The organism is Nostoc sp., assembly GCF_036916655.1.
Taxonomy (GTDB): Bacteria; Cyanobacteriota; Cyanobacteriia; order Cyanobacteriales; family Nostocaceae; genus Nostoc.
The window spans coordinates 254,564-279,525 of the sequence record NZ_JBALFY010000093.1; the positions used below are offsets into that span (position 1 = coordinate 254,564).

Annotated in this window: 19 protein-coding genes, 1 other RNA gene and 1 pseudogene; 14 read left to right on the plus strand and 7 right to left on the minus strand. The window is 42.3% G+C overall.

Annotation, left to right across the window (positions count from 1 at the left end; genetic code table 11):
* Positions 1-140 precede the first annotated feature (140 nt).
* Entirely contained in the window at positions 141-2,183 is a 2,043-nt protein-coding gene (locus tag V7L31_RS25195; protein ID WP_334698797.1) for an outer membrane protein assembly factor, read from the minus strand.
* A gap of 242 nt (positions 2,184-2,425) precedes the next feature.
* Here V7L31_RS25195 and V7L31_RS25200 point away from each other — a divergent pair, with 242 nt between their 5' ends.
* Positions 2,426-3,775, plus strand: coding sequence for a lipid-A-disaccharide synthase-related protein (locus V7L31_RS25200; protein ID WP_334698798.1), 1,350 nt, complete (start codon positions 2,426-2,428; stop codon positions 3,773-3,775).
* Positions 3,776-3,852: 77 nt separating this feature from the next.
* On the opposite strand, the gene V7L31_RS25205 is transcribed toward V7L31_RS25200, so the two are convergent.
* A complete protein-coding gene (locus V7L31_RS25205) occupies positions 3,853-4,575 on the minus strand; it encodes a response regulator transcription factor (RefSeq protein WP_179064032.1) in 723 nt (240 codons plus the stop codon).
* A 1,068-nt stretch (positions 4,576-5,643) separates the two neighbouring features.
* On the opposite strand from V7L31_RS25205, the gene V7L31_RS25210 reads away from it, so the two are divergent.
* Positions 5,644-6,951: an ATP-binding response regulator gene (locus tag V7L31_RS25210; RefSeq protein WP_334698799.1), complete on the plus strand. Its 1,308-nt coding sequence runs from the start codon at positions 5,644-5,646 to the stop codon at positions 6,949-6,951.
* Between the two features lie 54 nt (positions 6,952-7,005).
* Complete coding sequence (locus V7L31_RS25215; protein ID WP_334698800.1) at positions 7,006-8,130, plus strand: ATP-binding response regulator; 1,125 nt, start codon at positions 7,006-7,008, stop codon at positions 8,128-8,130.
* A 1,106-nt stretch (positions 8,131-9,236) separates the two neighbouring features.
* Here the strand turns inward: V7L31_RS25215 and V7L31_RS25220 are convergent.
* Positions 9,237-10,700 (minus strand): RtcB family protein, encoded by a 1,464-nt coding sequence (locus V7L31_RS25220; protein ID WP_334698801.1) that lies wholly within the window; start codon positions 10,698-10,700, stop codon positions 9,237-9,239.
* A 286-nt stretch (positions 10,701-10,986) separates the two neighbouring features.
* On the minus strand, positions 10,987-11,781 hold the full coding sequence (locus V7L31_RS25225; RefSeq protein ID WP_334698802.1) for a class I SAM-dependent methyltransferase: 795 nt from the start codon (positions 11,779-11,781) through the stop codon (positions 10,987-10,989).
* Between the two features lie 113 nt (positions 11,782-11,894).
* On the opposite strand from V7L31_RS25225, the gene V7L31_RS25230 reads away from it, so the two are divergent.
* From V7L31_RS25230 to V7L31_RS25240, 3 genes are all read left to right on the plus strand, one after another.
* Positions 11,895-12,062, plus strand: coding sequence for a hypothetical protein (locus V7L31_RS25230; RefSeq protein ID WP_334698803.1), 168 nt, complete (start codon positions 11,895-11,897; stop codon positions 12,060-12,062).
* A gap of 171 nt (positions 12,063-12,233) precedes the next feature.
* A complete protein-coding gene (locus V7L31_RS25235; RefSeq protein ID WP_292720653.1) occupies positions 12,234-12,428 on the plus strand; it encodes a heavy-metal-associated domain-containing protein in 195 nt (64 codons plus the stop codon).
* 106 nt (positions 12,429-12,534) lie between these two features.
* The gene (locus V7L31_RS25240; protein ID WP_334698804.1) at positions 12,535-14,877 is read left to right on the plus strand and encodes a heavy metal translocating P-type ATPase; all 2,343 of its coding nucleotides are present in this window, start codon (positions 12,535-12,537) and stop codon (positions 14,875-14,877) included.
* A gap of 97 nt (positions 14,878-14,974) precedes the next feature.
* Here V7L31_RS25240 and V7L31_RS25245 read toward each other — a convergent pair whose 3' ends face one another.
* The gene (locus V7L31_RS25245; RefSeq protein ID WP_334698805.1) at positions 14,975-15,649 is read right to left on the minus strand and encodes a type 1 glutamine amidotransferase domain-containing protein; all 675 of its coding nucleotides are present in this window, start codon (positions 15,647-15,649) and stop codon (positions 14,975-14,977) included.
* 757 nt (positions 15,650-16,406) lie between these two features.
* Between V7L31_RS25245 and fabG the strand changes: the two genes are divergently transcribed.
* The 3 genes and pseudogenes from fabG to V7L31_RS25260 all read left to right on the plus strand — a co-directional run bounded on the left by fabG (position 16,407) and on the right by V7L31_RS25260 (position 18,154).
* Positions 16,407-17,153, plus strand: coding sequence for a 3-oxoacyl-[acyl-carrier-protein] reductase (fabG, locus tag V7L31_RS25250; RefSeq protein ID WP_334698806.1), 747 nt, complete (start codon positions 16,407-16,409; stop codon positions 17,151-17,153).
* Positions 17,154-17,248: 95 nt separating this feature from the next.
* A pseudogene (locus tag V7L31_RS25255) lies at positions 17,249-17,842 on the plus strand (Rpn family recombination-promoting nuclease/putative transposase); the annotation flags it as partial.
* 6 nt (positions 17,843-17,848) lie between these two features.
* A complete protein-coding gene (locus V7L31_RS25260) occupies positions 17,849-18,154 on the plus strand; it encodes a DUF4351 domain-containing protein (protein ID WP_334698850.1) in 306 nt (101 codons plus the stop codon).
* Positions 18,155-18,217: 63 nt separating this feature from the next.
* Here V7L31_RS25260 and V7L31_RS25265 read toward each other — a convergent pair whose 3' ends face one another.
* Positions 18,218-19,300: an MraY family glycosyltransferase gene (locus tag V7L31_RS25265; RefSeq protein WP_334698807.1), complete on the minus strand. Its 1,083-nt coding sequence runs from the start codon at positions 19,298-19,300 to the stop codon at positions 18,218-18,220.
* 158 nt (positions 19,301-19,458) lie between these two features.
* Here V7L31_RS25265 and groL point away from each other — a divergent pair, with 158 nt between their 5' ends.
* The 4 genes from groL (at position 19,459) to rnpB (ending at position 23,852) form a co-directional block, all read left to right on the plus strand.
* The gene (gene groL, locus V7L31_RS25270) at positions 19,459-21,123 is read left to right on the plus strand and encodes a chaperonin GroEL (RefSeq protein WP_334698808.1); all 1,665 of its coding nucleotides are present in this window, start codon (positions 19,459-19,461) and stop codon (positions 21,121-21,123) included.
* 358 nt (positions 21,124-21,481) lie between these two features.
* The gene (gene corA / locus V7L31_RS25275; RefSeq protein ID WP_334698809.1) at positions 21,482-22,624 is read left to right on the plus strand and encodes a magnesium/cobalt transporter CorA; all 1,143 of its coding nucleotides are present in this window, start codon (positions 21,482-21,484) and stop codon (positions 22,622-22,624) included.
* Positions 22,625-22,690: 66 nt separating this feature from the next.
* On the plus strand, positions 22,691-23,389 hold the full coding sequence (locus V7L31_RS25280; RefSeq protein WP_334698810.1) for a hypothetical protein: 699 nt from the start codon (positions 22,691-22,693) through the stop codon (positions 23,387-23,389).
* 46 nt (positions 23,390-23,435) lie between these two features.
* Positions 23,436-23,852: RNase P RNA component class A (gene rnpB / locus V7L31_RS25285), an RNA gene on the plus strand.
* Positions 23,853-24,164: 312 nt separating this feature from the next.
* Here the strand turns inward: rnpB and V7L31_RS25290 are convergent.
* Positions 24,165-24,548: a hypothetical protein gene (locus V7L31_RS25290; RefSeq protein WP_334698811.1), complete on the minus strand. Its 384-nt coding sequence runs from the start codon at positions 24,546-24,548 to the stop codon at positions 24,165-24,167.
* A 128-nt stretch (positions 24,549-24,676) separates the two neighbouring features.
* Between V7L31_RS25290 and V7L31_RS25295 the strand changes: the two genes are divergently transcribed.
* A complete protein-coding gene (locus tag V7L31_RS25295) occupies positions 24,677-24,859 on the plus strand; it encodes a hypothetical protein (RefSeq protein ID WP_099104126.1) in 183 nt (60 codons plus the stop codon).
* The last annotated feature ends 103 nt before the right edge of the window (positions 24,860-24,962 follow it).

Sequence of the window (24,962 nt, forward strand, 5' to 3'; positions counted from 1 at the left end):
GTAATAAATTGGTCAATTTATAATATTCATTTTCAAAAGCGATCGCTAATGTAGAGACGTAGCACTGCTACGTCTCTACAAGGGTTATGGATAATGCATAAATTTTTGGATATAACCTATCAGCAATGCTTGAACTGAAATTAAAATCGCTGACCGATACCTAGATGCACTTTGCTTTCTCCCTGGTCATTAATGCCATAGTCAGCCCGAATTAAGCCTAGTGGAGAATTTAATCGCACTCCCGCCCCATAACCAAAACCATAACCTGGTTTATCCCGCACACCCGCAGGATCTCCTAATACAGTATCACCTGAGCCTAAGTCTGAGGCGAAGTCGGCAAATAATACACCGCCTACGATTGGTAAGACGGGAAAACGATATTCTGCCGAAGCTAACACATAACTACGCCCACTCCCAACCTCTCCAGAATCGTAACCGCGCACTGAGTTGGAACCACCCAAGTTAAAACTTTCGTAAGGCGGTAAATTCCCAATGACAGTACCAGCTTGCAGATTAACTGCAAATACTTGTGGCTGTTTGCTATTAAATAACTGCACTGGTAAATATTGGCTGTAGTTGGCTTTGAGGCGATTGAGGGAAATATTACCTTCGCCAATGGGTATAGATTGTTCTGTACTCAGACTCAAAACGGAACCTTGAGTTGGATTGAGGGGATTATCTCGTTTGTCTTTGGTGGCGGTGAAGGATACGGTTGTTAGGTCGTCAATACCAGTGCCACTTGCAGAGAGGGGATTACCCTGAGCATCAGTTGGGGTAATATTACCTTGGCGATCGCGAATACTAGTTCGGGTATAGTTTAATCCTAATGAGGTATTCCAGTCGTCAATTGGTCGTTGCAAGCTAACACCACCACCAATTTTACCTTCTCGCACTTTATCGCCGTTGGCTAGCTTAATCTTGTCATCAAAGGTTTCCGAAAGTTCCTGACTACGAAAACCATTTACAGTGTAGCCCAAGCGATCGGGGTTAGTTGTCCGATAAGGACTGGTAAATTTGGTATTAAACTGCAAGTCTCGACTACTGACACCAACATTCACACCTAAAGTATCATTAACACCACCGACATTCTGATCTTGATAGCTGATTGTGCCTACTAAACCCTGATCGGCATTGTAACTACCACCCAAGTTAACACCACGCGCCCCAGTTTCTTTGAGTTGATAAACTAAATCAAGTTTTGTCGCATCTCCTTCTAAGGCGACATTCACGCTCTCAAATAAACCAGTACGATATAGCTGTTGTATATCTTGCTTGACGACATTTTCTTGGAAGATTTGACCAGGTTTCAACTTGAGTTGTTGTTGCAGGAAATCTGGTTTAGTGCGTCCGCCGACGGGATTACCCTTACTATCAACGGTTTTACCCTCATCGTTGACAAAGCGAAATTTGATATCACTCACCAAACCTTCAGCAACATTTACGGTGAGAATTCCTTGAGGATTGGGTTTAATTGATAGTACCCGCGCCAAGTTATAACCATTATCGGCGTACCACTTGTTAATTTGTGCTACTGATTGTTGCAGTCCCGCCGGACTGATGGTGGTTCCAATCTGAGATTGTAAACTTTGTAGGGCGACTTGATAAGTAAGTACTTTAGCACCAGATAATTGCAGCGATCGCACAAGCACTGGTTGCACTTGATAAACTACATTCAATCCAGCGGGTGTGCTGCGGCTATTCACACTGACATTGCTAAATAAACCTGTATCTAAAATTGCTGCGACATCTTTTTGTAGCTGGCTTTGGCTGGTTTCTCCACCCATCTGGGTTTTAATCACTTTGCGAATGATTTGCTGCAATTCTTGATTGCCTCCCACTACCTGTACATCTGTAGCTGTGACTACTAAATTGCTTTCAGTAGCGGGGGATGAGGAGATGAGGGGGAGTGTTACTGGTGAATTACCCTTTAAGACTACTGAAGAATTTTTGTTTGCACCCGTTTGCACAATGACGGGATTTTGGGAAAATTGTTGTGCAACTATAGTTTCTGGGGAAGCAATTGTCTCTACTCGTGCGGGAGTGTCTTCAATTATCGGCACTACCAAGTTACCAGCTTTTGCAGTTGGGGTAACGGTTTTAGTAGGTGCAGCCGTTGCTTGCTGGGTGACATTGGCAGCAGCTAAAGTAGCTAAAGTAAAAATTGCAGTAGCAGAAACTCGCATAATATTTAACCTAATTAACTGGGAGTTATACTAATTTTGGATTTTAGATTTTAGATTTTTGATTAAAAGTATTGACCAAAAGGCTGTTCGAGCAATTTCAAACAATTACATTTCTATCCAAAATTGGTATTAGTTGTAGGGAAGTAAAGAAATAGGGATAATACTAACTTCCAGCTGCTTCGTCGATTTCCCTATTTATACCTCTTAGCTAAACAGACAGTTAATTTTGATATTTTGTTTCTATGAGTAATGTATCTCGGTCATCTCTAGCTTCTAACTCCCCTCCTTTGCGGTTACTTGTATTAAGTAACGGTCATGGGGAAGATGTAATTGCAGTTCGGATTTTGCAAGAACTCCAACGACAATCAAACCCACCAGAGATATTTGCTTTACCTCTGGTGGGTGAAGGACGTGCTTATGAACAGTTGGATATCCCCTTTATCGGTTCAGTCCTTAATATGCCTTCTGGCGGCTTTATCTATATGGATGGTCGTCAATTAGCGCGGGATGTACGCGGTGGTTTATTGCAACTGACCCTCAGCCAGATTAAAGCTGTCCGCCGTTGGGTAAGTTCTCAAAAAAAATTAGGTAATAAAAGAGCAATTTTAGCAGTGGGAGATATTGTCCCCCTGTTGTTTGCAACTTTCAGTGGCGCTAATTATGCTTTTGTCGGTACGGCGAAATCTGAATATTACGTGCGGGATGAAGCTGGATTATTGCCACGGAAATCTAAAGATGCGCGTTGGGAAAACTTTTCCGGTTCAGTTTACCATCCTTGGGAACGTTGGGTAATGAGTCGTCGCCGTTGTAAGGCGGTGTTTCCTAGAGATGGACTGACAACGGAAACATTAAAACAATGGCCAATTCCAGCTTTCAGTTTGGGTAATCCCATGATGGATGGTCTAGAACCAACGTTTTCACGCCATCAATTTTATAGTCAGGATGTCCAACAGCGAGAAATAGTTCGACCTTTTGTAGTAACTCTTCTTCCTGGTTCTCGCCCGCCAGAGGCATATACCAACTGGGAAACAATTATGATTGCCGTATCTGCATTGATGGCAAGTTTCCAGCAGAGAGATTCGATCTTCTATACTTCTAAAACAGTAGTATTTTTAGGTGCGATCGCTCCTGGTTTAGACTCTAATATTTTATCCCAAAGTGTGCAATCTCAAGGCTGGCGCACTGAATCAGCATCTCCGATCCAAATCTCCGATCCAAATACCTTGACATTTAAACAAAGAAATGCTTATTTAGTCTTGACACAACAAGCCTATAATGATTGCTTGCATTTGGGAGATATAGCGATCGCAATGGCAGGTACAGCCACAGAACAGTTTATCGGTTTAGGGAAACCTGCGATCGCAATTCCCGGTAATGGGCCGCAATATAACCCTGCCTTTGCTGAAGCTCAAAGTCGTCTTCTCGGCTCATCTTTGATTTTAATTGATCAGCCAGCAGAAATTGCCAAGGTCGTACAGTCTCTCTTCAAAGATCCTGATATTTTGCAAATTATTGCCGAAAATGGCGGGCGACGCATGGGTAAACCAGGAGCCGCACTACGTATTGCAGAATGTTTACAGGAACGCTTTTGAATGAAAATTGGGCATGAGAGGCAGAGAGAGGGGAAATAAAATTCCTACCTAACTCTTAACTCTTAACTCACCACTCCTTATGCTACCAACCCAGAACGTAAAGCCCTCACAGCAGCTTGTGTACGATCGTCAGCACACAGTTTATTTAGAATATTACGAACATGGGTTTTTACAGTACCAACTGTAATGTAGAGTTTCTCGGCAATTTGCCCATTGCTACACCCACCTACAATCAACTCTAGTATTTCCAATTCCCGTTGAGTTAGGGGGTATGTTTCTAAAACTTGCTCATATTCTGATGCTAGTGCCTCAATTTTTACAGTTTTCGGCTTGTCAGAACCTTGAATTTCTCCAGGAATACCTTGGCGCATCTTCCGCAATACCACGTTGGCAATTGCCGGATCGATCCAAGAGTTACCGCCGTGAGTTGCTTGGATCGCCTCAGTTAATTTACTGATGCTGGTTTCTTTCATATAATAAGAATCAGCACCAGCAGCAAAGGCTGCTAGTACAGCGTCTTCTGTATGATCCATTGTCAAGATGAGAATCTTCGTATTCGATTGCCCAGTTTCCGCCTGGTAGCGTCTGAATTTACGAGTGAGTTCGATGCCATCCATATCAGGCAAGCCGATATCTACAACCGCTACGTCTGGCTTTGCCGTTTCTAAAAGTTTTAATCCTTGGGTTGCATTTGCCGCTTCGCCAATTACTTTCAATGCACTGTGAGACTGTAATGCTGCTCGTAGTCCCATTCGTGTTAAGTCATGATCTTCAATTAAAATAATACTAATTTCATTCATCGCTACACTCACTCTTGCGCTGTTTGCATCTTTCAAAGTATTACCTATTTGTAACTACTATCTCTAATTATCCCAATCTAAAGATAGATGATATTTCAACCAGTCTGCATCCACCGATAGAAATAATAAATACCCGAAATTTTTATATTTCGATAGAGGACAAATCTAGCTGAAGATATATGGATACTTACACAAAAAGTATGAAATATTGAAACGAATGCCAAATTGCTACTCCTGGCTGATAATCCAGCTTTGAGTTGCTATGTTTCATTTAGTATTATTTTGTATACAACTTTAAAAAAAGCTTCCGAAAATGAAAAAATTACAATGTGTCGAAGTTGTTTTCAAAGAAAGTAAACGATGGTTTCAAGCGGTTTTTAACCAAACCTTTGGATTTATTCGATTAATGGAGCCTTTGTCAGGAAGCTTTCTTAGGGGCTAAATATTGGTAGTTTTAAGAACATTGTAATTGCAATACATCTGTAAAAACACTAATGATTGGTCTAGCGATCGCTAAGAAAATTGTCGAAATTCCAGCAGGTAGAATGACTTCATATTCACAAATAGGTATAGACAGTATTTTGTTATTTACCTAATCTAATCAATCTAAAGGGTAAAACTGTTCAAGCTTATGGTACAGGATAATAGTATGCAACTCTCACCAATGACTGACGACGGTCACTTGCTCACTCAATTACAATTAGTCTTAACCTTGGTAAAGTATTGTATTTTACTTTATATCAGTTTCTATCTGCTGTCTTCAGTTCGCTAGTTTTCAGTTCGTTAATTGCTAATTTTTTGAGAGCTATCGATCATTTACTAAGAGTTTTATTCCCAAACTCTGGTAAATTAATCCAATTGAAGATACAACAGACTGAATTCAAGCTAAGGCAATGTCAAAAATGTTGAGATTATTGCAATGCTCAACGTTTCAGACATTATACAAAATGTCTTAGTCAATCAAGTTACAGATTTTAGATGTCCGAAAATATTATATTCTTTAGTTGGATAATCTGAAAATAAAAATACTATACATCAATCTATGTTTGGCGGCAAAAATAAAAACCGATGGAAGAGACGCTGAAAATTTTGGTTGTAGACGATGACGAAGTAGACCGGATAGCAATTCGTTCTGCCTTGACTAAAGCGGGTGTTCAGATGGAACTGTCTGAAGTAGGCGATGGAAATGAAGCATTTTCCGCCTTAAGCACTACTGCATATCATTGTGTTTTCCTCGACTATCGCTTACCAGACCAAGATGGACTAACCTTGGTTCAACAGCTGCGTTCTTCAGGAATTAAAGTTCCTTTAATAGTCCTAACAGGTCAAGGAGATGAACAAATAACTCTCCAGTTATTGAAAGCTGGTGCTACAGACTATCTCTCTAAGTCTAGAATATCTCCAGAAACTTTGTCGCAAGTTTTGCGGAGTGCGATTCGCATTTATCAAGCTGAAATGCAGGCAGATTTGGTCAGCCAGCAGCTTAGAGAAACTCATGAAGAACTAATTTCTAAGAACCAAGAACTGGAGAGACGACAGCAACAGATTCAAATGCAACACTTTAAGTTATTGGAGGCATCACGTCTAAAATCACTCTTTTTAGCAACTATGTCTCACGAACTTAGGACGCCGATGAATGCGATTATTGGTTTTTCGCAAGTCTTACTACGTCCTAAGTTCGGTCAACTAACGCACCAGCAAAGAGATATGGTTGAGCGGATCTTGAATAATGGCAAGCATTTGCTAATGTTACTCAATGAAGTTCTCGACTTTTCCAAGCTGGAGGGAGGAGGATTAGACTTAAAGGCAGAAATATTTAATATATCAAAGATAATAAATCTTGCCGTTAGTGAAATACGCTCCCTAGCTGAGGCGAAAAATCTTTCGTTATTAATAAAAACCGATTTACAAAATCCTTTAGTATTTAACGATCCAGTTAGGATCAAACAGATTTTAATTAACCTACTTTCCAACGCCATTAAATTCACCGATTCTGGTGAAATTTGGGTTGAAGTTAAAGAACTACCTGCAAATCGAGTGGTAATTATTGTTCAGGATACAGGTGTTGGCATAGCACCGAAAGATTTTAAACATATTTTTGAAGCATTTCGGCAAGTCGATCAAACTATCACTCGCAAATATCCAGGTACAGGTCTGGGTTTGGCAATTATCGATTCACTGGTGCGAATGATGGGTGGCAAAATATTTCTTGAGAGCAAAGTAGGAGTTGGTTCAATGTTTAAAATTGAATTGCCACGTCAAATTACATTACCGACTGTAGATGTTGATGCTCCAACTTCGCAGTTAGATGATGACGATTTTTTTTGCCCTGCTAAAAATCCTCCGCAGTCATCTTATCGAGGTAGGAAAGCATAAAATAGGATATCCTAAATTTAAAATATAAATTACTTCCAAAAAAACTGATAAATCATGTCTGTAGTTGAAAATAATAAAATTTATCGTATCCTCGCAGTTGACGACACTCGAGATAATCTTATTTTAGTTCAAGCAATTTTAGAGAGTGAGGGCTATGAAATTGATTTGGCTTCAGATGGAATAAAGGCTTTGCAGAAAATTGACCAATCTCCACCCGATCTAATTCTGTTAGATGTGATGATGCCAGGGATAGATGGTTATGAAGTCACACGTCGGATTCGGAAGAACCCTGCAATTTCTTATATTCCAATTTTGTTGATTACTGCCTTTCACCAATCCAGCGTTGTCGAAGGTTTAGATGCTGGTGCTGACGATTTTATTCGTAAACCATTTGATACTGATGAATTACTGGCAAGAGTGCGATCGCTATTGCGTCTCAAGCATAGTCTAGACGAACAGCAAAAAATGGCCCGCCAACGGGAAGACTTTGTTTCCCGCCTGACTCATGATTTGCGAACTCCCCTAGTAGCCGCCGATCGTATGTTGAATTTGTTTGAAATGGAAACATTCTGCAAAATTTCGCCGGAAATGAAACAGGCGATCGCAGTCATGATTCGCAGTAACCAAAATTTGATGGAAATGGTGAACACCCTGTTAGAAGTCTATCGCTTCGAGGCAGGTAAAAAAACGTTGAATTGGGAAGAGTGTAATTTACGTGAGATATCTCAAGAAGTAGTCAGTGAACTCAGTCCCTTAACAAATGAAAAAGGCTTGACTCTAGAAATAGATACCAGTAAATTAGATCCACTGAGTCCAAATGCTGGTATTATTATGGGCGATCGCTTAGAACTACGGCGAGTGCTAAACAATCTGGTTGCAAATGCCATCAAATTTACAGATACAGGAGGCATAACCATCCGCATTTTTGAAACACCATCTCAGTCAGGAAATCCAGATTTAGTAACAATTGAGATAGAAGATACAGGATATGGGATTGCGCCAGAAGATCAGGCAACCATTTTTGAGCGATTTCGCCAAGGTAAAAATAAACGCTCAGGTAGTGGCTTAGGATTACATCTATCTCACCGGATTGTCGAAGGACACGCAGGAAGTATCCAAGTCGTTTCGGAAGTAAGTAAAGGTAGCTTATTTACTGTGAAGCTACCTAAAAATACTTAAGTCTACTTGTTAGCGATCGCGAGATTATCTTGAGGGGATTCTCTCAGAAATTACATTCAATTTGAGTTTATTTTTGACTCTAAAAAAATATCCTTATCAGATTAGGGAATATTTTACCTGATACTAAAGGAATAAAAAATATCATGAAAGTCTGCAAATTTAGTTTTATGGAACACCATCAAAAAATCACCAATACCATATATGGAGTAATATCTAGATCATTCTATGGATAGTAGAAATAACTATTTTATAGAGTTATTATTCAGCTTAATTAATGCCTGAAAAATGTGTATACACCCTGAAATAATACCCAGGGTGTTTTTTTATAAAAACTAAATTAATCTGGGATATCTGCTTAAGCACTAAGTATGTATATAAAGGTTTAGCACTCAGCTAAATCTTTTTTTAGATCAAGGTGTAGGGGCAATTCATGTAGACGCGTTGGCGGCTTGCCGCAGGGTACATTGGTGTCAACTTAACGCGAAACCGCTTATCCGCCGGGAATTGAAATTCCCGTCTCATAGCTAAAGTCATCTGAAGATGACTAAAAATCTCCAGTCTACTTCAGTAAACTTAAGCTATTAGCCCGAAAATTTATTTTTGAAGTAATAAGTAATACCCATTACTCATTACTTATTACTCATTACTCATTACTCATTTATTTATTTCCGAGCAGGCATGGAAGCCAACAGATAAGCTATTTCCAGCTGAAGTTGACACCAGCACAGGGTATTGCCCCTACGGGTGTACTCATGTGAATGAGAAGCGCTAATGCACTATTTTAAGCTTGCCATGCCAGTAGACATCGCTCTCATTCATGACATTGGGTAAATTGCTGCGTAACTAGTTAATTGCAAAATAATCATCGATTTGATGTGTTTATTGCATTACTACGGATTTACTATAGCTTCACAAATGCGATTCTAAATAAGGGAATAAAGATGGATGCCCCTGGATGTGAACCAGGGGCTTTTTATTTAGGGAACTCCAAGAAACAAATTATCCAATATTGTGGGGTGGGCGACACGAGAGCCCAGTCTGTATGGCTCTCGTGTCGCCCACCCCACAAGAGTTAATTGTCATATTATTTGGAAGTCCCTTAGTAGCTACGCCTTAAACGTCAGCACTGGACTTAATCGTGCTACAACATCCACCATTTCTGCCTCAACTTGCACATCAATCACAGACTGAATCGGTTTGTAGGCAGCAGGTGCTTCCTCAATTCGGCGTTCTTCACGCAGGGTAATGCAATCTACGCCAGTTAATCCCAGTTCCGACTCACTTTGAGATGCACCTTTGCGACTGAGATCGAAGCGAGAACGAATTCTTCCCGCCCCATGTGACGCTGAATTACAAAATGCTGGATTGCCTCTACCCACCATCAGATAAGAATAAGCACCCATTGAACCAGGGATAATCACTGGTTGTCCTGTATGGGCGGGACAAGCGCCTTTGCGTGTCACCCATCCTTCACCTTCTGGCAAGGTGATGTTATGGGGCAAATCATAAACTAGAGGTGCTTCCACATTTTTGTATACTTCTCGTAAACGCAGACGTAGCAATTCTGCTAACAGCAGGCGATTGACAAAGGCATAGTTAGCAGCAGTGGCCTGAGCTTGCAGGTAACTGGCAACTAGTTCCGGGTGAGAATAAGTAGAGAGAGGAAAAATTTGAGAATCAGGATACTTTAGACCTTTTTGCCAAGTTGCCTTAGCTTTATCTCGCCACATTCCGCCGATATACTTACCCACATTTCGAGAACCAGAGTGAATCATAAAAGCTAGCTGTCCCTCGCGTACTCCCCAGGCGTGGGCAAGTGAGCGATTTTCGACTTTATCAACTCGCTGCACTTCGACAAAATGATTACCACCGCCAATGGTTGCCAGTCCGCCATCGCGCACTAGTCCAGCATCGGGAACCAATTCTTCTGGCGCAAGTTTCCAGTCACCATCCATTGAACCACCTAAAAAGATGCGTTCGCCCCTGGCGTTGGCGGAGCCATCGCTCTCTTGGGCAAGTTGCTGCAAATCAGACTTGACTACACTCCCCGTAGGATTATCTAGCATGGCATCCAGCCAACCAGGAACACCGTATTGAAATAGCGATCGCATTGCTTGAGCAGTCATCGTTACATCACGCGTACCGAAGAAGTAATCGCCCTTCATCCGTTCTACGAATTGGTCGCGCTTTGCGAGGAATTCGTCGATTGTCAAATCAACAACATGCAGGCGCATCCCACAATTGATGTCAGAACCGACAGCACCAGGGATGACTTGACCCACAGTTTCGATGACTGAACCAATGGCAACACCAGCATCACCTGGGTGAAAGTCAGGCGTAGCACAAGCACGACAAACACATCCACCTGATGGGTGGCGGACGCTTGCTAAATTCGCTAACTGCTTTAATGCCTTAGCTTCTACGGGAAAATCTTCCGGTAGTAGCACTTCTGCTACAGGCGCATCAGGAGAATTAACTAAACGGACTGAATAAGTGCGATTGTTATAAGTTACATCTAAACCTTGGCGCTCTAAGGCACGCAGGAGACGTTTGAGATTTTTTGGCTGCATGAAAACTCCAAATAGAGTCTTAAAAAAGACCCTCGGTTGTGAAGAGATAGGGAGACTTGGGTTCAGCAGCCGCGTCTCAAGTAGTGCGGAGTGTTGTTTTCCCAGAACTGTGGGGAAAACAACAGGTTAATTCTGATTAATGTGGTTATATAGCATTAATAACACACACTTTCATTTGATGACAAGTGTTTTGTAGTACGTTGTATTTTTGATCGGCAACCATTTCCGAGCGATTTTGAGAAGGCAGAAATAATCTGGTGCAGTGCCTTGTTAACTGTATTAATCTCTAGAATGCATCATTGTGCCATTTCCAATTGCGGGTATCTTCTTGGGTCTTTTGTAGTGCTACTATTCGCGTTATCCGATCATCAAATATTCTTCGATAGAGGCTTGGTAAGAGAATCTGAGACCAAGTTTTTTGATTAATCGGAGACATTAGCCTCCTTGCAATCATCTTTTTCCATGATTTCAACACCTCACCATCCAGAGAATCATATTCCTCATAACAGGGATAGTTTTTCAAAAAATCAATTACACGTTTCACAGCTGGGAAAGAAACATCATCAACAACAAGATATCCTCCAACTCGGAGTAGACGGGAAGCATAGAAAGCATCTATGAGCGTATGGTCAAATGTGTGCCAACCATCTATAAAAACCAAGTCGAACTGACCTTCCTTTTCTTCCAATAGGCGTGGCAGTGCAAATTCTGACTTGACTTGAATGAGATCGAAAAAGTCAATTCCAGCCTCGTCTAAATTCCTTATACCAACGCCATCCCAATAAATATACTGGAATGGATCTATGATGGTATGGGAAGCCCCAACGCGTTCTTGGATGCCTAAGCAAATGTGCAGGGATGAAAGTCCATAGGCACAGCCAACTTCGAGAGTTTTTATAATTTTAGGATCATTATGAATGATTTTTGATAAAAACTCGCCCTCTTCGCGATCGATTGCAGAGTGTAGTTTGTGAACTTCCCCGTTTTGCCCTACAACTGTGCCCGTACTGTAAATATTTTCAATAGTCTGGTTTATGTGTAATGTTCTATGCGTCGCACTTTCTTTGTAATTATCTAACAAAATCGCATTACTCCCCTGGTGTATTTATGTCGCTTTCATAACACACACTTTCATTGGATGACAAGCGTTTTGTAGTACGTTGTATTTTTGATGGATAACGGTTACTTCTCATCTTGCACCTACCCCTAGCGATTAGAAATCGCGGCTACACAAACGTTCGCGTAGCGTCTCGCAGAGAAGTCCGCCTACACAAAATCAAGGCTTTTCAACCTGCGGAGGCAGGTTTTGTCTGTATAGCCGCGACTTCTAGTCGCCTGGTGCAAGATATAAGTTACTTGTAAAGAAATTTGAAGTTTAGCGAAAAACTTTTAAAAATCTCTAGACTCTCCAGTCGGCTAGAGAGTCTAGGATGAATTTAAGACGACCCTCAACCACAAATTTTGGCGGGTGAGGGATACATCTCAGTCATCCAGCTTGATCTGGCAAGGTTGTTCATTTTATCCCGTAAATCTATGACTCTCCAACTCACAGTTCCCAGCATGTCTTGTTCTGTTTGTGCAAGCAAGATCACCAAAGCACTTCAGGCAGTCGATGCCAATGCTAGCGTTCAGGCTGATCCAACAACCAAGCTGGTCAATGTAGAAACTCAAGCATCAGAAACAGCAATTAAGGAAGCGTTGGCTGCTGCTGGTTATCCAGTTGCTTAAGGGGATTGGGGACTGGGGACTGGGAGAATGACCAATTGCCAATCCCTAATCCCCAATCCCTAACTCCCAATCCCTAATCCCTAATCCCCAATCCCTAATCCCCAACATGGATACTCTCACGCTCAAACTTCGAGGCATGAGTTGTGCCGCTTGCGCCAATAATATCGAAAAGGCGATTCGCTCTGTTTCTGGGGTAATTGACTGTAACGTTAATTTTGGAGCAGAGCAAGCCACTATCAAGTACGATCGCTCTTTAGCAAATTTAGAGAAAATCCAAGGTGCGATCGCATCTGCGGGATATTCTTCTGACTCACTCCAGGAAGAATTACTCTCCAAAGAAGATGATGCTGAAAAAGCTAGTAGGCAAGCATTACAACGCCAACTCTCCCTCAAAGTAGCGGTGGGAGGCGTAATCAGCATTTTCCTACTTTTGGGGTCATTGCCCATGATGACTGGGCTAAATTTACCTTTAATTCCAAACTTCCTGCAAAATCCTTGGGTGCAGTTAGTGCTGACAACACCAGTCGTGTTGTGGTGTGGTGGATCTTTTTACCGCAATGGCTGGAAATCCCTGAAGCGCCATACGGCGACGATGGACACGCTGATTGCTTTGGGTACAAGTGCAGCATATCTATATTCTTTGTTTGTCACTGTTTTTCCAGAATTTTTGATTGCTCAAGGCTTGATACCTCATATTTATTACGAAGTTGCCGCCTTTGTCATTACCTTAATTTTGCTGGGGCGATTGTTGGAAAATCGCGCTAGGGGACAAACTTCTGAAGCTATCCGCAAACTCATCGGATTGCAAGCTAGAGATGCCAGAGTTATCCGTGATGGTAGAGAAATTGATGTTCCTATTGCCGAAGTCAGGATCAACGATGTGATTTTAGTGCGTCCTGGTGAAAAGATTCCGGTAGATGGCAAAGTGATTGCAGGCGCTTCGACGGTAGATGAAGCGATGGTAACTGGTGAAAGTTTGCCAGTTAAAAAGCAACCAGGAGATGAGGTAATTGGGGCGACGATTAACGGTGCGGGTGCATTTCAGTTTCGGGTGACACGAGTCGGAAATGATACATTTTTGGCTCAAATCGTCAAACTAGTGCAACAAGCGCAAGGTTCTAAAGCACCAATTCAGCGCTTGGCAGATCGAGTGACAGGATGGTTTGTACCAGCTGTAATTGCCGTTGCGATCGCCACTTTCGTCATTTGGTTTAACTTCACTGGCAACCTCACCCTAGCCACAATGACAATGGTAAGTGTACTGATTATCGCTTGTCCTTGTGCTTTGGGTTTAGCTACCCCCACTTCTGTCATGGTAGGGACAGGTAAAGGTGCAGAAAATGGCATTTTGATTAAGGGTGCGGACAGCTTAGAACTAGCACACAAAATTCAAACCATCGTTCTAGATAAAACCGGCACTTTGACTCAAGGGAAACCGACAGTTACAGACTTTGTAACTGTCAACGGCACAGCTAATGGTAATGAAATCCAGGTTTTACAGTTAGCAGCAACGGTAGAACGCAATTCTGAACATCCTTTAGCTGAAGCGGTGGTGAGATATGCCCAGTCTCAAGAGGTGAGTTTAATAGATGCAAAGAACTTCGTAGCTAATGCAGGTAGTGGTGTGCAAGCAGTTGTGGCAAATCAGCTTGTGCAAATTGGTACACAACGCTGGTTAACAGAACTTGGAATTAATACCATAAGTCTCCAGCAGTATAAAGATGCCTGGGAAGCCGCTGGAAAAACAGTTATTTTGATTGCTGTAGAAGGCGAACTACATGGAATAATGGGTATTGCCGATGCCCTCAAACCTTCGTCAGCAGCAGTGGTGAAAGCCTTACAGAAGTTAGGTTTAGAAGTAGTGATGCTTACCGGAGACAATCGTAAAACTGCTGAGGCGATCGCTCTGCAAGTTGGCATCCAGCGAATTTTTGCTGAAGTGCGTCCAGATCAAAAGGCGGCGATTATCCAATCTTTGCAAGGGGAGCAGAGGGGCAGAGGGGCAGAGGAGCAGAGGGGCAGAAGAGGAGTAAGGGGAGAGAATTCTGATAAATTCTCACTCAAAACTCAGCACTCAATTGTCGCGATGGTAGGCGATGGTATAAATGATGCGCCAGCCTTAGCACAAGCTGATGTGGGAATTGCTATTGGGACGGGAACAGATGTGGCGATCGCAGCCAGCGATATCACCTTAATTTCTGGAGATTTGCAAGGAATTGTCACAGCAATTCAACTCAGCCGTGCCACCATCAACAATATTAAGCAAAATCTCTTCTTTGCCTTTATTTACAACGTTATTGGTATTCCCATTGCGGCAGGAATTTTGTTCCCCATCTTTGGTTGGTTACTCAATCCAATTATTGCTGGCGCTGCGATGGCTCTTTCTTCGCTCTCTGTTGTTAGCAACGCCCTCAGATTGCGTAACTTTAAACCAAAAATTAACTCATAAATTTAGGATAATTTAGGAAATGTTCACTCAAAAAACGCTTTGGGGCGACGCCCGCCCGGTTCGTTGTAGCGTGTGATTATGCCTTCAGGATATTACTTCACACAGCTTCCAGGAGTTCGATCATTTTTTCGGCAACGCCTTTGGCAGAAGCGGGATTTTGGCCGGTGACGAGATTTCCGTCGGCAATACTGTATGCCTGCCAAGGTGCGGTCTTATGGAAGATAGCGCCTTGTTTGGTGAGGGCTGTCTCCAGATCGAAAGGCACATCAGCTTTAGCGTAGTTTTCTTCTTCCTCGTTTGTAAATGAGCTGATATTTTTCCCGGCCAGTAAAAAGGTTCCGCTACTCAGCTTGACGTTGAGCAGCGATACCGGGCCATGACAAACGGCTCCAACGACCGCCTTTCGCTCGTATGTCTCTTTGATAACCTTCTTAAGTAGCGGGTGTTCAGGCATATCAACCATCGGCGCCAAACCGCCAGGTATGAAGATGGCGTCATACTGACTGACATCCACCTCTGACAGTTTCTTGGCTTTCTGCATTGAGGCCCATCCTTTTCCTACCAAAAAGGCGAGATTGTCGGGGTCGTTAGCTAGATTGAGCGCGTCCAGAAACGGAGTATCTCCGGTAAGACTTGCAAAGTCGATTTGGTATTTTGCTCTGTCGAATTCAGCATAGGGATGCGCGACTTCGGGCAAAAAATTGCCTGTCCTTCTGTTGTGTGGGCCAATGACGTAAGCGTTTGAAACGACGATCAATACTTTCTTCGACATAATTGCTCCTTGGCGCGGTCAGTTTCAATATTTGGTTCGGAAAGCAGGCTTAAACGAGTTTGTTTACTTCCCCAGCCCCCCTGCTCTGCCATCTCACAAAATCGCGTTGCTCCCTCGTAAGATATTGAGGCGAGAGCCAAAAAGCCAGAGACATTGTATCATTGGATTGCTGCTGTTAATTAATTGCTTGCGTAATCAGCTAGTAATTTTAGTTATGTGGTTAAGTACGAAAAAACTTAATGACTTGCAGTGATAATAGCCGCCATCAACTACTGCTTAATATTCCGAACAAACCAGCCAATTCCAGAGCATAGAGCAACCTTTAGGCTTGAAAGTTGGGGTTGCGATCGCAGGTTTAGCCTTAACTGGATTAGAGTTATGGTGGTTTCTTCTCTATAAAAGGTTCTGAGTCCTAATTTCTGAGTGGATAATAGAGAAATTACTCAAATTTCATTTCTGACTTTTGATATCTCAGCACTAGCTCAACGCACCGCTACCGCTAACAGCGCTGAGGAGTATTTTGAATAATCGGACAAATTGTCTCCTCATGATGATCGTTGATATTCTTCCAGCCTGAAAGTAATCCCTTGATTTCAGAGCGTAAAGTTAGCAACTGATCTATTTGGCAATTTAATTTGTATCATGATAGCAAGATTGTCATCCCGCAAGAGTTAGATATTATCTAGACAATATTCAGATGTTCCCGAAATCACCATAAGATAATTAGCGCAGTATTTCTAAGATTGAGGAACATTTAATGACACTATTACAAGATAAAGTCGCAATTATCACAGGTGCATCACGAGGAATCGGCCGCGCGATCGCAATTGAATTAGCCTCACAAGGAGCGATCGCAGTTGTTAATTATGCCAGTTCGAGTGCGGCGGCTGAAGCAGTTGTTACAGAAATTATAAGTGCGGGAGGTCAGGCGATCGCTATCCAAGCAGACGTTTCTAAAATCGAGCAAGTAGACGCGCTAGTTAAGACCGTCATCGAAAAGTTTAGTCGTGTGGATATCTTAGTCAACAACGCAGGTATTACCCGCGACAATCTGCTTTTGCGTTTGAAGACAGAAGATTGGCAAGCTGTGATAGACCTTAATCTAACTGGTGTTTTCTTATGTACACGCGCCATCAGTAAAATTATGCTGAAGCAGCGATCGGGGCGGATTATCAACATTACCTCCGTTGCTGGGCTAATGGGCAACCCAGGTCAGTCCAACTACAGCGCCGCCAAAGCAGGCGTAATCGGCTTCACCAAAAGCGTTGCCAAAGAACTTGCGACTCGCGGGATCACCGTTAACGCCGTCGCTCCTGGATTCATCACCACCGATATGACCAGCGATCTCAACAACCCCGAAGATATTCTCAAATACATTCCACTTGGTCGCTTCGGTCAGCCGGAAGAAATCGCTGGTATGGTGCGCTTCCTCGCCGCCGATCCTGCCGCCGCCTACGTTACCGGACAAGTTTTTAACGTCGATGGCGGTATGGTAATGGCTTAAATCGTTGAGCTAAATAATTGAGGGGTAGCGATTTTTCGTAGTTGGTGCTAAAGCTCCAACTACGAACTTATTAAATAAAATTTGACAGACTAATTATGAAAACAGACTCTATTTTTTATCGTTTATTTCAAACTTTCCCCAGTGCTTTTTTTGAATTAATTAATCTGCAACCATCAGAAGCAAATGCATATAACTTCGCTTCAGTAGAATTAAAGCAAACAGCATTTCGCATTGATGGAGTCTTTCTTCCTGTTGCTGATAGTAGTAGTCAGTAGATTTATTTTGTGGAGGTTCAATTTCAAAAAGATGACGAATTTTATGCTCGTTTATTTTCAGAAATATTTTTGTATTTACGACTTTATGCACCTACTACAGATTGGCAAGCAGTAGTTATATTCCCTCGTCGCAGCCTTGAACCAATCCAAGTACAACCTTATCGAGTCTTACTCGAAAGCCAATTAGTAACAAGGCTATATCTAAATGAGCTTGGAGAAGTAACTGAATATTCTTTGGGAGTTGGTATCATCAAATTAGTAGTTGTAAATAAAAAACAAACTCCCATATTAGTCAAAAGTTTGATTGCAAAGACACGTTTGGAAGTGAGCGATAAAGCACTTCAAAAAAAAGTGCTAGATTTAATAGAAACAATTGTAGTTTACAAACTACCGCGTATCAGTCGTCAGGAGTTGATAAAAATGTTTGGACTTGGTGATTTTGATATCAAAACTACCAGAATTTATGAGGAAGTGCGTGATGATATCATTGAGGAAGTGCGTGATGATATCATTGAAGAAGTCCGTAATGAAGTCAGGCAAAAACAGACTCTAGAGGTAGTCATGCGTCTGCTGCGACGACGCATTGGTAATTTGAGTCAGCAATTGTCAGAACGCATCAGTCAGTTATCTATTGAACAGCTTGAAAATCTAGCCGAAGCACTGTTAGATTTTTCCACAGAGGGAGATTTAGTTGTTTGGCTGCAAGACAATTTAACTCAAGCTTGAATTTTTTGTGGACAGAATAAACCATAGTAGGGCTAGCATTGCAATGCTCACCCTACCAAGTAACTAAGGCTGTTGGCGTATTCTTTGCCAGACAGTAAAACCCAAAAGAAGGATAATGCTACTAGCGGTAGCCAGCATCACAGCCAAACTCATACCTTGTATTCTCATCGCCAGCAAGTTGAAAACTAAGGTAATTGACCAAAGGGTAAACGCAGCATGGCGCTGGGATAGTCCCCAAGCAAGTAAGCGGTGGTGCAGGTGGTCTTTGCCTGGAGTACTAAGAGGGTTATTTCCTGCTAGTAGCCGCCGCACAAATACTTGAGTTGTATCTAGCACCGGTAACAACAAAAATAAAACCGTAGGAATTAAGGCATAAACTGTGTTTTGTTGCAGTTTACCTAAAATACTAGTTGCTGCCAGCACATAGCCAAAAAAGTATGCTCCGGCATCACCCATAATAATTCGTGAAGGATGAAAGTTATGGCGTAAAAAACCCAGTGCCGCACCTGCCAAAGCTGCGAGTACTAAAATTGCCGCTGCACGATTGTTAAATTGGGCTGCAACTGCCAACAAACTCATTGCAGTAATAAAGCTGATTCCTCCTGCCAAACCATCCATTCCATCCATCAAGTTGATGGCATTGGTAATCCCTACTACCCATAGTACTGTGAGCAATATGGACAGGAACGAGTCGATGGGAGTGCCAAATAGGACTTTAACACTGATGCCATTAGCTACCAATAATAGTGCCGTGACAATTTGTGCCCATAATCGCACAGAGGGCGGTAAGCCGAACTGATCGTCAATAAAGCCCACAAGAACTAATATCGAACCCCCCAACAGAATAGTTAACACTTGAGCCAACACGGTTTGGAGTTCGATCGGTCGTAAAAGGCTAGCTAATACCAGCGCGGCAATTACACCCGCGTAGATAGCCAGTCCCCCAGCATTGGGTAAAGGTTCTCGGTTGAGTCGCCGGGCGTTGGGTTGGTCAGCCCAACCTACCCGCAAGGCGAATTTGCGTACTGTCGGAATTAAACGCCAAGTTACAAGGCAAGCTAAAAGGAACGTAAATACTACTGCCAACCAGCCGGTGCCGCCAGGGTCGGCAATACCAAGGGATTTAAGGGAGTTCTCTAGATTCATCTCCCAATTCAAGCATTACTGCCAGTATCTAATATGAGCATCACCTGTATATTAATCAATTTTTTTTATTTCCATTTGTAACTTGAGCCGCTTGAGAGATTAGCACTCTGGCGCTGTGAGTGCTAAATTGTCTAATGGAAGCGCTGGAGAAATGAAACATGGCGAAAATTATTGCATTTGATGAAGAATCTCGGCGAGCTCTAGAAAGGGGTGTTAACGCCCTTGCAGATGCCGTAAAAATCACCTTGGGGCCTAAAGGTCGCAATGTTCTTTTAGAGAAAAAATTTGGCGCACCTCAAATTGTCAACGATGGTATCACTGTTGCCAAAGAAATTGAATTAGAAGATCCTTTGGAAAATACTGGTGCAAGACTCATCCAAGAAGTGGCCTCAAAAACTAAAGATGTCGCTGGAGATGGGACAACCACCGCCACCGTTTTAGCACAAGCCTTGATTAGAGAAGGTTTGAAGAACGTCGCGGCTGGTAGTAACCCTGTTAGCTTGAGACGCGGGATCGACAAAACTATTGAGGCATTGGTACTAGAAATTGCCAAAATAGCCAAGCCAGTAGAAGGAAGTGCGATCGCTCAAGTTGCGACTGTCTCTGCTGGTAACGATGAAGAAGTTGGCCAAATGTTAGCTCAAGCAATGGAAAAAGTCACCAAAGATGGTGTAATTACCGTTGAAGAATCTAAATCTCTAACCACCGAACTAGAAGTAGTTGAGGGGATGCAGATTGACAGGGGTTACATTTCTCCCTACTTCGTCACCAACAACGAACGACAAATCGTCGAATTTGAAAACGCTCGGATTTTAGTGACAGATAAAAAAATCAGCAGCATCCAAGATTTAGTACCGATTTTGGAAAAAGTTGCCCGTTCTGGTCAGCCTTTGCTAATTATCGCTGAAGATGTCGAAGGTGATGCTTTGGCAACTTTGGTAGTGAACAAAGCGCGGGGTGTACTAGCCGTAGCTGCCATCAAAGCACCTGGATTTGGCGATCGCCGCAAAGCTTTGTTAGAAGATATTGCGATTCTCACCGACGGACAGTTGATTTCGGAAGAAATCGGCTTAAGTTTGGATACCGCTTCTCTAGAAGCGCTGGGAACTGCCCGCAAAATCACCATTGACAAAGAAAGCACCACAATTGTCGCTGGCAGTGTCACCAAACCAGAAGTACAAAAGCGGATTGGTCAAATTCGCAGACAGTTAGAAGAAACTGATTCTGAGTACGATCAAGAAAAACTCCAGGAACGCATCGCCAAGCTTGCTGGCGGCGTGGCAGTGATTAAAGTGGGTGCAGCAACCGAAACCGAACTCAAAGACCGTAAGCTGCGGATTGAGGACGCGCTCAACGCTACTAAAGCTGCTGTGGAAGAAGGTATTGTTCCTGGTGGTGGGACAACCTTGATTCACTTAGCTAAGGCAGTAGAAGCGATTAAAAAGACCTTACAAAATGACGAAGAAAGAATTGGGGCTGATATTGTCGAACGAGCGCTAGAAGCCCCCTTGCGCCAAATCGCAGACAACGCTGGTGCTGAAGGTTCTGTAATCGTCTCGAAAGTCCGCGAGAGCGACTTTAACATTGGCTACAACGCTGCTACTGGCGAATTTGAAGACTTGATTGCTGCTGGTATTATCGACCCTGCCAAAGTTGTGCGTTCAGCTTTGCAAAACGCTGGTTCCATTGCTGGTTTGGTCTTAACCACCGAAGCGATCGTTGTTGAAAAGCCAGAGAAGAAATCCGCTGCTCCTGCCCCTGATATGGGTGGCATGGGCGGTATGGGTGGCATGGGCGGCATGGGTGGCATGGGTATGTTCTAATTTCTGCTGACCCAGATAAATATTTTTTAAACAGTTTGTCTTGCCAAGGCAAACTGTTTTTTTGTAACATTGCTGATTCAGAGGCAATATGTTATACCAATTCGTAATTCGTAATTACGCTCTCTACGAGACGCTAAAAGAGTACGTGGACTCGCTACCGCTACGCTAACGTAATTCGTAATTGAGATTCGTCAAATTAAATCTGGCTGATGACCAAATTAGCAACCTAGTAAGTGCATAGTTTAGAAATTACCTTCTTTATATTAATTTTTATAAAATTACGTGTAAGCTGTCCTTTGTGATTTGTTCTTTACCAATGACAAATAACAAATGACAAATGACTATTAGGTAATATTGCATGGTACGAAAACTGCGTCGCCTTCCTAAAATAGCCACTAAGCGATATGAAGATGAGTTCCATCACCAACCAGGGACTCTACCAGGAACCATCATTATTGATGCAGATGCTCCGCTACCGATCATTTTCTTGATTGACTATAATCAAACCAATTTCACTCGCGAACAAATAGCAACCCCAGAGGAATGTGTTCCCTATCTGGAGATGGAATCAATTTCTTGGGTAGATGTACAAGGTTTAGGTAGTCAAGACATATTACAACGATTAGGTAATGTTTTTGAGTTACATCCTCTAGTTTTAGAAGATGTAGTCAATGTACCGGAGCGTCCCAAAACAGAGGATTATGAAGACCAATTGCTATTCATTGCCCGCATGGTAGTACCAAAGGAAAAAACATGTGGTTTTTACAGCGAGCAAGTGAGTTTGATATTAGGAAAAAATTATTTGTTGACAGTACAAGAAGAACCAGAACATGATTGCTTTGAAGGCGTGCGATCGCGGATTGAAAAAAACAAAGGTATCATCCGTAAACAGGGAGCGGATTATTTAGCTTACGCCGTGTTAGATGCAATTATTGATGGCTTTTTCCCAGTGCTGGAGCTTTATGGTGAGCGAATCGAAGAATTAGAAGAGGAGGTAATAGTCAGACCTACCCCACAAACACTACAAGATATTTATCAAATTAGGCGAGAATTACTACAACTACGTCGTGCTATCTGGCCCCAACGGGATGCAATTAATGCCTTAATTCGAGATGGCAGTGATTTGATTAGTGAAGACGTGCGAATCTACCTACGAGATTGTTATGACCATACGGTGCAAGTAATGGATATGGTGGAAACTTACCGAGAACTAGCATCTGGATTAATGGATGTGTACCTTTCGGCAGTAAGCAACAAAATGAATGAAATCATGAAGGTACTAACGGTAGTTTCAACAATTTTTATTCCCCTGACTTTTGTCGCTGGAATATATGGTATGAATTTCAATACTGAAAAATCGCCATATAATATGCCTGAGTTGAGTTGGTATTGGGGTTATCCACTTTGCTGGGCAATAATGATAGCGATCGCACTTGGTTTGCTATTCTTTTTTTGGCGACGAGGCTGGCTACAAAATTCTGTAGTAGCCAAGCGCAATTAAAAATTGCAGATGAGCAATAAGTCTGAATATATATTCATTAGCACCGGGAGTTAAGATTTTTGATTTATGAGGAGTAGCGACCAGAATTTAATAGTTTTGACGATTTATATTATCGGTGTCTCTTATGTTTTTAACCGCATGATTGAATCCATCGATGATCAAATTAAGTTTGAGTTTAAGAAAGGAACCGTTGATGAGCAACTCAAAGAACAAAATCTCGACGATAAAATTGGAATTTCCTTTAAACTCAAAGCCTCATATCCAATTGATGATTTGAAAGATTTAGGAATTAGCATTGAAAATAAATCTGATAATGTTGCCGTATACGTTGACTGGGATAACAGTTCTTTAGTAGTTGAACATAGTAAGCAATCGCGCCGCGTGATTCGGAAATCACCAGACTTAACCCGCGACTTAGCAGTACCCCAAAGTCCGAGCCTAATTGCTCCCAAGAAAACACTTTCGGAAACTGTGACAGCAGAAGATGTTTTCGAGCGCGATCAAGTAGCTGGAACCTATTCAGCAAAAAAACCATTAATTGATATCAATGGGCTACAAAAAGGGCAAAAAAAGTTGTACAACGACTTTATTAATAGAAGAAAGGAGTTAGATTTTTCCCTGCAACTGGTACTGAGGATATCTGAAGTGCGTTTAGGTCTAGCCCCAGGTCGTGATTTTCCTCCCATTAGTATTATCAATTGTCCTTTCACGGTTAGAAAACTACCTTGGACTTACGCTCTACCTTGGAATAAAAAAAAGCAATAGCAACCAGACACACTATGCCATCCAAGATTACACTGGATCTAAGGAGAGAGTAGGCGCAGGCGGTTGCAGATCAGTCTTAGTCACTGGTTTGAGGAAAGTCCGGGCTCCCGAAAGACCAAACTTGCTGGATAACGTCCAGTGCGAGCGATCGTGAGGATAGTGCCACAGAAAGATACCGCCAGATCAATTAAAAATTAAAAATGTAAAATGAACAATTTTTAATTTTTAATTTTACATTTTTAATTGATCTGGTAAGGGTGCAAAGGTGCGGTAAGAGCGCACCAGCAGTATCGAGAGGTGCTGGCTCGGTAAACCCCGGTTGGGAGCAAGGCGATAGGAACTATGGTTGGTCTTTTACCAGTTCCGCTCAATGAGAGCCGCTTGAGGCGTTTGGTAACAAACGTCCCAGATAGATAACTGCCCTCGCAAGAGAACAGAACCCGGCTTATGTCCTGCTCTCTCCCCTTTAATGGAGTATGAACCTTTCACGGTTTGTACTCTATTATTTTTTGTATGGGTTTTATGCGTAAGCGTACCCTTCAAGAAGCAAGCTACGCGTAGCGTCTCGTAGAGAAGCTCGTCGTAGACATCGCTAATTCATCATTATTCAGCGTGAGTTTGACGAATCATATAGTGTCCAACTAAAATCAGCCGTAAAAAAGACCTCTCCCTGGTTTTACTATGCAAAACTTTCCCTCTCCGACTCGGAGAGGGACAGACTTGAACTTTAGTTCAAGGCAGGGAGAGGTTTATCGAACTCAAATTAATCCATCATTTAAAGCATTCCCAATATCTCTAATGCTGTATCCAGATGCCATTTAACCCGATAGAGTCCAAACAGTTTCTCTTGGCTGTACCGTGCTGGATACTCTAGCTTCCTCCCCTCCATCGTCACCTTGAGCAATGCTGACTGCTCTGGTGTCGGTGTTCCCATAGCTTCTAGTGTCGCTTCTAGCGCTTCTACTTGAGAGAATATAGGAGACTTCAATCCTTTATTTTCCGACACTTGCTTGCAGGCGATAACAGGGAAGGTCAGAAGTGCATTAATGTATGATGCCTTATCAGCAGGATTCCCTATTCCTTGGATGCCATACTGTATCAGACATAAATCGCGTAACGCTCTCAAGCTTTTAACTTCTAATTCTGTGCGCGTAAACATAAAATAGAGTTACCTCTTGTAAAAGTGGAAATCGGTGGGCAACAAGTTTCTCAGGCTAAGATGCCCATCGATTTAACATTCTCCACTGATATACACGTGGAGAATAACTTTATTTGTATTTCTATACAATGTCTAAAAATAAAGGTAATCCAGATAACTTAAAACCATTCACCACGGACAGAGAGCGACCACTAACTGAATATCTACATTTGCGTGTCACCAAGGAAATGAAGGAAGAAGTGAAAGCTAAAGACGATCCTCCTGAATTTTGCCGTCAAGCTATCCAAGAGAAGCTAGATAGAGAGAAGTAACAAAAAGTTGTTAGAGTAATAGTCCAAGAACTTTAAGAATATAAATATAGATAGATAGCTTCCCCTGCTTCCCCTGCCCCTCTGCCCTTCCGCCCCCCTGCTC